The organism is Allorhizobium undicola ORS 992 = ATCC 700741, assembly GCF_000621665.1.
GTDB classification, from domain to species: Bacteria; Pseudomonadota; Alphaproteobacteria; order Rhizobiales; family Rhizobiaceae; genus Allorhizobium; species Allorhizobium undicola.
On record NZ_JHXQ01000010.1, the window covers coordinates 122505 to 135559 of the forward strand.

General features: G+C 59.9%; 10 protein-coding genes and 1 pseudogene. 8 read left to right on the top strand and 3 right to left on the bottom strand.

Annotation, left to right across the window (positions count from 1 at the left end; genetic code table 11):
• The first annotated feature begins 196 nt into the window (after positions 1–196).
• On the top strand, positions 197–1237 hold the full coding sequence (locus tag T424_RS0112160) for a tartrate dehydrogenase (RefSeq protein ID WP_027487976.1): 1041 nt from the start codon (positions 197–199) through the stop codon (positions 1235–1237).
• Between the two features lie 400 nt (positions 1238–1637).
• Here T424_RS0112160 and T424_RS0112170 read toward each other — a convergent pair whose 3' ends face one another.
• Positions 1638–2912 (bottom strand): NAD(P)/FAD-dependent oxidoreductase, encoded by a 1275-nt coding sequence (locus T424_RS0112170; protein WP_027487977.1) that lies wholly within the window; start codon positions 2910–2912, stop codon positions 1638–1640.
• A 77-nt stretch (positions 2913–2989) separates the two neighbouring features.
• Positions 2990–3658, bottom strand: coding sequence for a haloacid dehalogenase type II (locus T424_RS0112175; protein WP_027487978.1), 669 nt, complete (start codon positions 3656–3658; stop codon positions 2990–2992).
• A 335-nt stretch (positions 3659–3993) separates the two neighbouring features.
• Between T424_RS0112175 and T424_RS0112180 the strand changes: the two genes are divergently transcribed.
• The 7 genes and pseudogenes from T424_RS0112180 to T424_RS22105 all read left to right on the top strand — a co-directional run.
• A complete protein-coding gene (locus T424_RS0112180) occupies positions 3994–4830 on the top strand; it encodes a GNAT family N-acetyltransferase (protein WP_027487979.1) in 837 nt (278 codons plus the stop codon).
• A 13-nt stretch (positions 4831–4843) separates the two neighbouring features.
• Positions 4844–6223 carry an aspartate aminotransferase family protein gene (locus tag T424_RS0112185; RefSeq protein ID WP_027487980.1) on the top strand — a complete coding sequence of 460 codons (1380 nt, stop codon included), beginning with the start codon at positions 4844–4846 and terminating at the stop codon, positions 6221–6223.
• A 401-nt stretch (positions 6224–6624) separates the two neighbouring features.
• A complete protein-coding gene (locus T424_RS0112190; protein WP_027487981.1) occupies positions 6625–8235 on the top strand; it encodes an ABC transporter substrate-binding protein in 1611 nt (536 codons plus the stop codon).
• Between the two features lie 113 nt (positions 8236–8348).
• The gene (locus T424_RS0112195) at positions 8349–9299 is read left to right on the top strand and encodes an ABC transporter permease (RefSeq protein ID WP_027487982.1); all 951 of its coding nucleotides are present in this window, start codon (positions 8349–8351) and stop codon (positions 9297–9299) included.
• Position 9300: 1 nt separating this feature from the next.
• Positions 9301–10143 (top strand): ABC transporter permease, encoded by an 843-nt coding sequence (locus T424_RS0112200; RefSeq protein ID WP_037067535.1) that lies wholly within the window; start codon positions 9301–9303, stop codon positions 10141–10143.
• Entirely contained in the window at positions 10144–11799 is a 1656-nt protein-coding gene (locus T424_RS0112205) for an ABC transporter ATP-binding protein (protein ID WP_027487984.1), read from the top strand.
• A 356-nt stretch (positions 11800–12155) separates the two neighbouring features.
• Positions 12156–12715, top strand: a pseudogene (locus T424_RS22105) (transposase); the annotation flags it as partial.
• Positions 12716–12729: 14 nt separating this feature from the next.
• On the opposite strand, the gene T424_RS0112225 reads toward T424_RS22105, so the two are convergent.
• Positions 12730–13055 (bottom strand): IS66 family transposase (locus T424_RS0112225; protein ID WP_027487987.1); only part of this gene is annotated, 326 nt, incomplete at its 5' end.

Here is a 13055-nt window from a genome sequence, read left to right on the forward strand (position 1 = left end):
AGTGTGCAGCGGTTTTGCGATAACGACATGCGACAAAACAATGACTTAAAGCGTCGGAAGCGAATCTGAAAGATCGCGACACGCTTTAGACTATTTTCAAGAAAAGCGGAAAGCGGTTTTCCGTCCGGAAAGTCCTTAAAAACAGGTATTTAGAGCGATTGGGCATTTTCGTAAAACAATGAAACGGATGAAGAAGATGAAGACCCACAAGATTGCCCTTATCCCCGGAGATGGCATCGGGCAGGACGTGACCGCCGCGGCCTGGGCGGTGTTGCAAAAGGCCGCCGCGCTGCATGACTTTGTGCTGGAAGGCACGCAATTCCCCTGGTCCTGTGCTTTCTACAAGCAAACCGGCGCCATGATGCCGGAAGACGGCATCGAGATCCTGCGCGGCTTCGACGCCATTCTGCTCGGCGCTGTCGGCTGGCCCGCCGAGGTTGCGGATTCGGTTTCGCTCCACGGCCTGCTGCTGCCGATCCGCAAGAGCTTCGTGCAATATGCCAATATCCGTCCGCACCGTTTGCTGCCGAAAGTGGAAGGGCCCCTCAAGGCAACCGAATTCGACATTCTCTGCATCCGCGAGAATACCGAGGGGGAATATTCCGGCGCAGGTGGCCGCATCCACCAGGGCAGCGCCGATGAAGTTGCCGTCGAAACCTCGATCTTCACCCGTAACGGCGTGGAGCGCATCCTGCGTTTTGCCTTCGAACAGGCCCGCAGCCGCCGTGGCAAGCTTGCCTCCGTCACCAAATCGAACGCCCAGAAATATTCCATGGTGTTCTGGGACGATGTGACAAAGGCGCTTTGCGCTGACTATCCGGATGTCGAAGTCACGAGCTATCACATCGATGCCATGGCCGCGCGCATGGTCATGGCGCCTGAAAGCCTCGATGTCGTGGTGGCCTCCAACCTGTTCGGCGATATTCTCACCGACCTTGGTGCCGCCATTCAGGGCGGGCTTGGCTTTGCCGCCTCCGCCAACATCAATCCCGAGCGCACCGCCCCCTCGATGTTCGAGCCGGTGCACGGCTCAGCCCCCGATATTGCCCATCTCGGCATTGCAAACCCGATCGCCACCGTCTGGTCCGGCGCCATGATGCTGGAGCATCTGGGTGAAAGCCAGGCCGCCGCCACCGTCATGAGGGCCATAGAGGCCACGACCGCCAGCGGCATCGGCACCGTTCCCGGCAAGGATCGCACCGAAAAGATTACCAGGGCCCTGCTTGCGGCAATCTGAGGCAGCCGCCAATACCGCCCTTACAGCGCCGTGCGTTTTATCAAACGCCACTGTACACGACGCTACGGTTTTGCGTGTGGTTTACCCCCCTCTGTCCTGCCGGACATCTCCCCCTCAAGGGGGGAGATCAGCAAGATGAAGGCCCTGCCTAAATCCTTGAAAAGGCCGTCATCACAAATATTCATTGAAGAATGACGCTTTGTCCGTATTGCAATCTCCCCCCTTGAGGGGGAGATGTCCGGCAGGGCAGAGGGGGGTAGGCCACGCCAAATTCCTCAGCGTCGTGTACTGTGATCAAACGCACGAAGGACGCTGTAACACTTTAAATCTGCTGCATAATTTTCACCTTAAATCGATTGCGATTTAAGGAATTATGCAGTAGCGTCCATGTGGCGCAAGCCTATTTGATCTTGTCGAGCATCTTGAAATAGAGGCCGACGAGCGGCAGGAACCATGGCTTTCCGGTGTGTCCCGGCACGGCTGGCCAATCGAGATCCTTTAACGGGTTCCTGTCGGGCCGGCCAAGGATGGCGTCGGCCATGGTCATGCCGAGATGGGTTGAAAGCTGCGCGCCGTGGCCGGAATAGCCCATGGCATACCAAAGCCCGTCCTGATAGCCCGCCCGCGGGTAGCGATCCTTGGTGATGTCCACCAGCCCACCCCAGCAATAGTCGATATCGACGCCTGCGAGCTGCGGAAAAATCCGGCCGAGGCTTTCGCGCAGGATCTTGCCGCTGCGTTCATCGGAACGTTGGTCGGATGTGGCGGAAAACCGCGCTCTTCCACCGAATATCAGCCGGTTATCTGGCGTCAGGCGCCAGTAATTGCCAATATTCATGCTGTTCACGCAGGTGCGGTTGCCGGGCATGGTCGCCGCCACCTCCCCGTCCGTCAGCGGCCGGGTAGCGATGATGAAGCTGCCAACCGCCATGATACGGCGGCGGAAATAGCCGAAATTCGGCGTGGTATAGGCACCGGTCGCCAAAAGAACGGCATCGGCTGTGACCATGCCTTTCGATGTTTTCAGGCAATGCCGCCCGCCGGTCTGCGAATGCTCCGTCACCTCAGCCTTTTCGAAAATCACCGCCCCGCGCCGCACCGCCGCCTCTGCAAGCCCCACCACATACCGCCCCATATGCATCACGGCGCTTTTGCGCGACAGCATGGCGCCATGGAAGGGCGAAAGGACCTCCCGCTTCAGATCATCCGCAGACAACAGCGCCGTATCCGGATCGACTTCGGCATGAATGGCCTCGAAATTCCTCGCCAGCCCGTCGAAATGCTGCGGCTTGGAGGCCAGCTTCAGCTTGCCCGCACGGCGGAAATTGCAATCCATGCCTTCTTCGGCAATCAGCGTTTCCAGCGTATCGATGGAACAGTCGAAGGCCTTGTAAAGCGCGATCGCCCGCTCCTTGCCCAGTTCCTGCCGGGCGGCCAGATAGCTATGCGCCAGCCCGTTGTTCAGATGGCCGCCATTGCGGCCCGACGCACCGGAACCGACCCTGTCGCCCTCCAGCACGACGACACGGGCACCCGCCATGGCAAGCTGGCGCGCCGCGCCAAGCCCGGTAAATCCCGCACCGATGACGGCAACGTCGTAATGGCCCTCGACGGGCGCCTGAAGCCCTCCCGCAAAGCGCGGAGCCGTATCATGCCAGTAGGAGACGTATTTCATCGGCCATGGCCTTCCTGGGATCGGTCAGGGACATGCGGCAGGCGCATCTGCCTGCACACATGCGTTGAAATGGAAAGTCAGAGCCCGACAACGCCGGCAAGTCCCGAAATATCGGCGATTTCCGTATAGCCATAATAGGGGTTGGCGGGTTCATGGCCGCGATTGACCCAGACCTTGTTCTTGATGCCGAGATCATGGGCCGACATCAGATCGTAGCGGAAGGAGGACGAGCAGTGCAGAATATCCTCCGGGCCGCAACCGAGCATGTCGAACATGTATTCGAAAGCCTGAAAGCGCGGCTTGTAGGCATTGGCCTGCTCTGCCGTATAGACGGCATGGAAGGGTGCACCAAGCCTGGCGACATTGGACGGGATCTGGTCGTTCATGGCGTTGGACAGGATGACCAGCGGAATTTCGCGCGCAACCTTTGCAAGACCCGCCGGAACATCGGCATGGGGACCCCAGGTCGGAACGCGCTCATAGACCATTTGCGCATCCTCATCCCTGAAGGTCACGCCATTGCGCTTGCAGGTCCGCTCCAGGGAATTATGCACCACCTCGGCATAGGGTTTCCACGCCCCCATGATCTCGTCGAACCGATAGCCCGCGAAATTCCGGATGAATTCCAGCATGGCCGGTTCATCGAGACGGTCGCCATAAAGATCGCGCGCCGCTTCCGCCATCTGGAAGTTTATGAGTGTACCATGGCAATCGAAGGAGATGTATTTCGGGCGGAAGGTGGTCATGCGCTTCGTCCTTGAATGGGGCCTTTGGGCAGGCCTGTCTGGCCTTTCGGGTGATGATCGATAATAGAACTGCTTGCCGCCCCTCTTCCGACTGATTTCCTCCGTTTCGAAGCAGAATCTTTCGTATCCTGCCGCTGCTTTGGCATTTGCTTGCAGATTTCGGCTCCTGAAGCCCGGCCAAAACCGCTCCATAAAGCCCGGCACGGATCAGGCAACGGCATAAGATGCGGAAACAGGCCGCCGCTTTGGCGGAAGATGTCGTAACAGCCACCGCCTTCGGATAATCGTCCGGCCCATTCGCCCCGAAACTCCATATCATTCAGGGAGCATCGTCCATGCAAATGGTTGACATCGACATTACGGCCTTTGCCGCAAACCATATCGAGGCTGCCGTGCGCCTCTCGCGGGAGGCTGGCTGGCCGCATCGTGAAGAAGACTGGCAGGTCGCCTGCCAATTGAGCGAAGGGGTCGTTGCGGTGGATGACACCGGCAAGGTTGTCGGCACCGCCCTCATGACGCCCTTCGGCAGCGATTGCGCGACGATCAACATGGTCATCGTCGATGCCGCCATGCGCGGCCGCGGCCTCGGACGCCGGTTGATGGACGAGGCCATGGCTTATGCCGCCGGGCGTCCACTTCGTCTCGTCGCCACCACGGACGGCCTTCCTCTTTACGAAAAGCTCGGCTTTCGCGAAACCGGCACCATCCTTCAGCATCAGGGCGTGGTCGCGGGCGCAACGCCACCGGCCATCACCCGTGCCGCAACCGCTGGCGACCTTGAAGCAATAGCCGCACTCGACAGAGAAGCCTTTGGCGCGGATCGCACCATCCTGATGCGCAAGCTGTTTGAAATCGGCGCCTTCGCCGTTACCGGCGGCCACGACATCACCGGCTTTGCATGTCTGCGCCCCTTTGGCCGTGGCGAGGTTATCGGGCCGGTGGTGGCCCACAGTCTCGAAGACGCCAAAACGCTGATCTCGCATTTCCTGGCGCAGCGGATCGGCAGTTTCGTCCGGGTGGATATGATTGCCGCAACGGGGCTTGCGCCCTGGCTGCAAGAGCAGGGCCTTGCCCATGTGGGTGGCGGCATTGCCATGGCGCGGCCCGCGCCCCTCTCATCGGCCGCTTCGGCGGCGACGACCTTTGCCCTTGCCAATCAGGCCCTTGGCTGATCCGGAGACCATCATGCTCAGCAATTCGCTCATCGAACTCGATCGCGCCCATCTCGTCCATCCGGTCGCATCCTATCGCAGCCATGAACAGCAGGGTGTGCGCGTCCTTGCCAGCGCAAACGGCGCGACCGTCACGGATGCGCAAGGCCGCCAGTTGATCGATGGCTTTGCCGGGCTGTGGTGCGTCAATGCCGGATACGGCCATTCCTCCATCGTGGAAGCCGCCGCACGCCAGATGCGCGAACTGCCCTATGCCACGGCCTATTTCGGCCTGGGGTCCGAACCCGCAATCCGGCTGGCCGCGGAACTGGCCGAGCGTGCGCCCGGCGATCTCAAGCATATCTATTTCACCCTTGGCGGTTCCGATGCCGTGGACAGCACGATCCGCTTCATCCGCTATTACTGGATTGCCAAGGGTCAGCCGCAGCGTGACCAGTTCATTTCGATAGAACAGGGCTATCACGGCTCCTCCACGGTGGGCGCGGGCCTGACAGCCCTTCCCAATTTCCACGCGGGCTTTGGCATTCCCTTCGAATGGCAGCACAAGATCGCATCGCCCTACCCCTATCGCAACCCGGTGGGCCAGGACCCACAGGCCATCATCGATGCCTCGCTTGCCCAGTTGAAAAAGAAGATCGAGGCAATCGGCCCCGACCGCGTCGCCGCATTCTATGCCGAGCCGATCCAGGGTTCGGGCGGCGTCATCGTTCCGCCAAAGGGCTGGCTGAAGGCCATGCGCGATCTTTGCAAACATTATGGCATTCTTTTCGTCGCAGATGAGGTCATCACCGGCTTTGGCCGCACCGGACCGCTTTTCGCCTCGACGCAGGACAATATCGTTCCCGATTTCATGACCACCGCCAAAGGCCTGACCTCCGGCTATGTCCCCATGGGCGCGGTTTTCATGGCGGACCATGTCTATCAGGTTATCGCCGATGGCGCTGGCGCTTCTGCCGTCGGCCACGGCTATACCTATTCGGCCCATCCCGTCAGTGCGGCGGTGGGGCTCGAAGTTCTCAGGCTTTACGAGGAAGGCGGTCTGCTGGAAAACGGCGTCAGGGCCGGAGCCCGGCTGATGGCCGGTCTTGAAGGTCTGCGCGATCACCCGCTGGTCGGCGATGTTCGCGGTCGCGGCATGTTGGCGGCCATAGAACTCGTGACCGACAAGACGGCAAAAACCCCGCTGCCGGCAGAGGCCGCCCCGGCGCGGCGGGTTTTCGACCGCGCCTGGGAAAACGGCCTTGTCATCCGCGCCTTTGCCAATGGCGTGCTGGGCTATGCACCGCCGCTCTGCTGCACGGATAACGAGATCGACTTGATCGTCGAGCGTACGGCACGGACCCTGGATCAAACCCTGGAGGACCCAGATGTCCGCCGCGCCATGAAGGATTGAGCCGGAAGGTCCAGGCCCCGATCGGCGGGCGGGCCTTATACCGCCAACCGGCAAATTTCAGAATTTTCTGCCGCACCACCCCGCCAATTCGGAGAAAATGGCGGGGCCGAACTGTCAAACTTCTATCCGACAAAAGCCCAAAACCCCGGAAAACCTGACCATCCGGGATCATGAACCGGGCAGGGAACGGCATAGGCTTCGCAATTTCGCTACACAGCGCCAAATGCCCGGAAAGCGGGATGCGCGCGTGACGAAATCCCTTCAAGGCGAGGATGCGTCGGCATCTTCGAGCCTTGGTAAAAGGGCTTCCAGAAAAGACTGACTATCGATGCTCTTCATGACATTGGGCCAAGCCGGCTGAAGACCGACCGCCCGCCAACGGTAAAAAAAAGGGGAATGAGATGCATAACAAGATTACCAACTGGACCGCCTCGGATGATGCAATGGTGGAAAACGCCATTCGCCGCGGCGCCACACGGCGTGAATTGCTCAGCATGATGCTTGCGGGCGGCGTTGCCATGTCGGCAGGCGGCATGATCCTCGGCCGGGCCTCCAGCGCCATCGCCGCAACGCCGAAGAGCGGCGGCCACCTCAAGGCTGCGGCATGGTCGTCCTCGACCGCCGATACGCTCGATCCGGCCAAGGCGTCGCTTTCCACCGATTATGTCCGCTGCTGCGCGCTGTACAACCGCCTCACCTTCCTCGACAAGTCCGGCAACACGCAGATGGAGCTGGCCGAGAAGATCGAAAGCACCGACGCCAAGACCTGGACCGTCAAGCTGCGTTCCGGTGTTACCTTCCACGACGGCAAATCGCTGACCTCCGCCGATGTCGTCTTCTCCCTGAAGCGCCATCTCGACCCGGCCGTTGGCTCGAAGGTCAACGCAATTGCCAAGCAGATCACCGACGTCAAGGCCGTCGATCCGACAACGGTGGAAATCACCCTTGCCAACCCCAATGCCGACCTGCCGACCATTCTCGCCATGCATCATTTCATGATCGTTCAGGATGGCACGACGGATTTTTCCAAGGGCATCGGCACCGGCGCCTTCAAGATGGGAACCTTCGAACCGGGCGTGAAATCGGTTTTCACCCGGAACCCGAACTACTTCAAGTCTGGCGGCGCGCACGTGGAAACGTTCGAATTCTTCGCGATCTCCGACGACAATGCCCGTGTGAACGCGCTTCTCTCCGGCGACATCCATCTTGCCGCCTCCATCAAGCCACGCTCCATCCGGCTGGTGGAAAGCCAACCCGGCTTCGCCGTCTCGAAGACCACGTCCGGCAATTACACCGACCTTAATATCCGTCTCGACATGAGCCCAGGCGACAAGGCCGATTTCGTTCAGGGCATGAAATATATCACCAACCGCGACCAGATCCAGAAATCGGCCCTGCGCGGCCTGGCGGAGATTGCCAACGATCAGCCGATCTCGCCGGCGAGCAGATACCACAATGCGGACCTCAAGGCGAAAGCCTATGACCCCGAAAAGGCAAAGTTCCACTTCAACAAGGCTGGCGTGCTTGGCCAGAAAATCCCCGTGATCACCTCCGACGCAGCAACCTCGGGCGTGGAAATAGCAACCATCATCCAGCAATCGGCGGCAGACATCGGCATGAACCTCGATGTGCAGCGTGTTCCGAGCGACGGCTACTGGTCGAACTACTGGCTGAAGGCACCGATCCATTTCGGCGACATCAACCCGCGCCCCACGCCCGACATCCTGTTCTCCCTTCTCTATGCATCCAATGCGCCCTGGAACGAAAGCCAGTACAAGTCCGAGAAGTTCGACAAGATGCTGATCGAGGCGCGCGGACTGCTCGATGAAGCCAAGCGCAAGGAAATCTACGGGCAGATGCAGGTCATGGTTTCGGAAGAAGCCGGAACCATCATTCCTGTCTATATCTCCAATGTCGATGCGATCACCGAGAAGCTGAAGGGCCTTGAGTCCAACCCGCTCGGCGGCATGATGGGCTACGCCTTCGCCGAACATGTCTGGCTCGACGCCTGAGGTTCATGCATGATGGCAGGGGCCGCCCCTGCCATCATGGCTTATGGTCCGGCATGACCGGCTTTCCGCAAGCCCACCGGCAATCGAAACATTTCAGATAAAGGGAGCCGATCTTGAGGACATATGTACTCAATCTCATCGCCCACCGGCTTCTCATTGCAGGCATCACGCTGCTGATCGTCTCGTTCGCGGTTTTCTTCGCAACGGCCATGCTGCCGGGCGATACCGCCACCATCCTCCTGGGGCAGGCCGCCACGCCGGACGCTGTGGCCGGTCTTCGCGCCGCCATGCATCTGGACGAACCTGCCGCGATCCGCTTTTTCCGCTGGCTGGCCGGGCTGGCCCATGGCGATCTCGGCATATCCTATGTCAACAATATCGCCGTTGCGGACCTGATCGGCGGCCGCTTCGTCAACACCATGCGCCTTGCAGGCATCACGACGCTGATTGCCGTGCCGGTTGCGCTGACGCTCGGCATTACCTCCGCCATGTTTCGCGGCTCGCTCTATGACCGCATCGTCACGATCCTGACGATCGGCGTGATCTCCGTGCCTGAATTCATGATCGCCACCGCGGCGGTCCTTGTCTTTTCCGTCTATCTCAAGTGGCTGCCGGCCCTTTCCTTCGCCAATGAAGTCACATCCTTTTCGCAAATGCTGAAGGTCTACGCCATGCCGGTCATCACGCTGTCCTTCGTGGTGTCGGCCCAGATGATCCGCATGACCCGCGCTGCCGTGATCGACACGATCGACACGCCCTATGTGGAGGCCGCTCTTCTCAAGGGGGCCTCGCGCCCGCGCGCCGTTCTTTTTCATGCGCTGCCCAATGCGGTCGGCCCCATCGCCAATGCCATTGCGCTATCGCTGTCCTATCTTGTCGGCGGCGTCATCATTGTCGAGACCATCTTCAACTATCCCGGCGTTGCCAAGCTGATGGTCGATGGCGTCTCGACGCGCGACCTTCCGCTCATTCAATCCTGCGCCATCATCTTCTGCACCGGCTATCTCGCCCTCATCACGCTTGCAGATATCGTTGCCATTCTTGCCAATCCGAGGCTGCGCTGACATGATCCTGCCCTCCCCCCTGTCGAGCAAATTCCGCTACAGTTTCAGTTGGGTCGGAATGGTCGGGCTTGCAATCATCCTGTTCTGGGCCGCGGTTGCCATCGCGGCTCCGCATATCATTCCCTACCCGATCGGCGAAATCGTCGATGAGGATTATTTCGGCCCCATGAGCAGCAAGCTCTTGCTCGGCTCGGATTATCTTGGCCGTGACATGCTTTCGCGGCTGATGATGGGCGCGCGCTACACCGTGGGCATCTCGCTTGCCGCCGTTTGCATCGCCTGCTTTACCGGCACGGCACTCGGCATGGCAGCGGCTGTCATCGGCGGCTTTTTCGATACGCTTCTCAGCCGCTTTCTCGATGCGTTGAATTCCATTCCCGGCAAGCTTTCCGGTCTGGTCGTTGCCGCAGCGATCGGCTCGTCGATCAATGTCCTCATTATCATGCTGGCGGTGATCTACACCCCCGGCGCCTATCGTTTTGCCCGCGCACTTGCCGTCAACATCAACACGATGGATTACATCACCGTAGCCCGCACCCGTGGTGAAGGCATTTTTTATATCATCTTCTCGGAAATCCTGCCGAACATCATCGGCCCGCTTCTGGCGGATTTCGGCTTGCGCTTCGTCTTCATCACGCTGCTTCTGTCCGGGCTTTCCTTTCTCGGCCTTGGCGTCCAGCCTCCCTATGCAGACTGGGGTGCGCTGGTCCACGAAAACATCAGCGGCCTGCCCTTTGGCGCGCCCGCCGTCATCGTGCCCTCGCTTGCCATTGCCAGCCTCACGATCAGCGTCAACCTGCTGATCGACAATCTGCCCAAGAAGATCCGCGACCGGAGTGCGTGAATGGAAAATCTCGTTGAAATTCGCGGATTGAAGGTCGAGGCCACGACCGATTCCGGCCGTCGGCTGGAGATCATCAAGGGTGTCGATTTCGACATAGCGCCGGGCGAAATCGTGGCGCTGATCGGCGAGAGCGGCTCGGGCAAGACCACCATCGCGTTGACGCTGATGGGCTATACCCGCAGCGGCTGCCGCATATCGGGCGGCAGCATCCGGATGGCGGGCAAGGACATGGTAAGGCTTGGCGAAAGCGAGCGGGCCAAAATCCGGGGCCGGGACATATCCTATGTGCCGCAATCGGCCGCCGCAGCCTTCAATCCCACCAAGCGGATCATCGATCAGGTCATCGAGGTCACGCATATCCACCGCCTGATGGCGCCTGCGCAAGCCAGGCAAAAGGCCGTCAGCCTGTTCAAGGCGCTCTCCCTGCCCGATCCCGAACAGATCGGCCAACGCTATCCGCATCAGGTTTCCGGCGGCCAGTTGCAGCGTCTTGCCGCCGCCATGGCGCTGATCAGCGATCCGAAGCTGGTGATTTTCGACGAACCGACGACGGCACTGGACGTAACGACCCAGATCGAAGTGCTGCGGGCCTTTAAAAGCGTCATGAAGAAAAGCGGAATTGCCGGGGTCTATGTTTCGCACGATCTGGCGGTGGTTGCACAGATTGCCGACCGCATTCTCGTGCTGCGCCATGGCGAGGTGCAGGAGGCCGGCACCACGGAGGCCATTTTGAACCATGCCAGCCATCCCTATACCCGCGAGCTTCTTTCAGCCTTCGAGCCCAAGCCGCGCGGGGAAAGCACCAATACCGGAACAGAGCCGCAGCCGCTGCTTGAGATCGATGCCGTCACGGCCGGTTATGGCCCCCTCCAACCCGACGGCTTGCCGCTGGTGCGCGCCGTTCGCGATGCCAGCCTCACCGTGCAAAAGGGCCGCAATCTCGGCATTATCGGGGAATCGGGCTGCGGCAAATCCACCCTTGCCCGTTCGATTGCCGGCATTCTGCCAGCCTGTGCCGGGACGATGAGGCTGGATGGACGGCAACTGGCGGCTTCGGCCCGACACAGAAGCCGCGATGAGCTTCGCGAATTGCAAATCGTCTTCCAACATGCCGATACCTCTCTCAACCCGGCAAAATCCATCGAAGACATTCTGGGCCGTCCCCTCGCCTTCTATCACGGCATGAAAGGCAGGCAGGCCAGCGCGCGCATCGATCAATTGCTCGATATGGTGCACCTGCCAAAGACGCTGCGCGGCAGAACCCCGGCCGAACTCTCGGGCGGGCAGAAGCAGCGCATCAACTTCGCCCGCGCGCTTGCCGCCGAGCCGAAGATCATTCTCTGCGACGAGATCACCTCGGCCCTTGATACGGTCGTTGCTGCGGCCGTCATCGAGCTCATGAAGGAGTTGCAGCGTGAACTGGCGCTCTCCTATATCTTCATCAGTCACGATCTTTCGGTGGTGGAGGCCATTTGCGACGAGGTCGTGGTGATGTATCGCGGCCGCAAGGTCGAACAGATCACCCCGGCCATCTCGAAGGCTCCGCAGCATCCTTATTCGCAACTGCTGTTTTCCTCCGTCCCCAGGCTGGACCCCACCTGGCTCGACACCCTCGAACGCGATCCCGAACTGGTGAAAACCTACGGCCAGGCATGAGGGGCGCCTGCACTGAAAATTGAACCCGATGAACGGCAAGTGAACTCTCCACCGGCTAAAGCCGGCGGCTTCCGGTTACGGCTAGAAGCCGGATCGGTCGGCCCTACGGCCGGCTACACCACCTCAAAATCATCGTCCAGTTCCCGCGGCTGCTGATTCTTGATGTAGTCCTTCCAAACCTCGTCCGTAAGCGGCGAGCTGAGGCCGTTCAGCCCGTATAACTCCACGGCATGAGTGCATCGAGATTGCAGCTCGGCCAGCCGTTGGCGATGCGCTCGAGGGTCAGGGTAATCCCGCCGGAAAGTAACCGGGTTTAAAAGTAGAATTTTCTCACGAAGATTTTGGAGAAGATTCCGATGAAGACATCACGATTTAGCGACGCGCAGATCATGGCGATCCTGAAGCAGGCGGAGGACGGCATTCCTGTGGCGCAGTTGTGCCGAGAGCATGGCATGAGCGACGCCAGTTTCTACAAGTGGCGGGCGCGGCTGGGCGGCATGGACGCGTCCATGGTGGCGCAGATGAAGAGCATGGAGGACGAGAACCGGCGGCTTAAGAAGATGTATGCGGAACTGAGCATGCAGAACGATCTGCTGAAGGAGGCGCTTGGAAAAAAGCGCTGAGGCCATCTCAACGCAAGGAGATGGCCATGCAAGCCGTTCAGAACCACACCATCAGCGTGGCGCTCGCCTGCCGGACGTTCGGGGTAAGCGAGACGTGCTATCGTTATGGACGCAAGCTCGACAGTGAGAACGAGGAGATTGCCGATTGGCTGCTGCGGCTGACGACGGCACACAAGACATGGGGTTTCGGCTTGTGTTTTCTCTATCTGCGCAACGTGAAGGGCTTTGGCTGGAACCACAAGCGGGTTTACCGCATCTATCGCGAGCTGGAGCTGAATCTCAGTAAGCATCCGGTGACGGCCGCGGTTCAGGCCGCCTGAGCACTCAACGTCTTGGGTTTCCAATTCCAGGGAAGCAATTGCTCCAGCCTGCTGATCGGTGTGTCTGCAATGCTGGTGAGGACGTCGGCTAACCAGACCTGTGGATCGATGTCATTGAGCTTGGCGCTCATGATCAGTGTCGCCATGAACGCCGCACGTTCAGCACCACGATCCGATCCGGCGAAGAGCCATGACTTTCTTCCGAGTGCGAAGCCTCTGAGCGCGCGTTCGGCGGCATTATTCGTCAGGCAGATCCGGCCGTCTTCGAGGAATGACGTAAATCCATCCCAGCGCTTCAGCATGTAGTCGACCG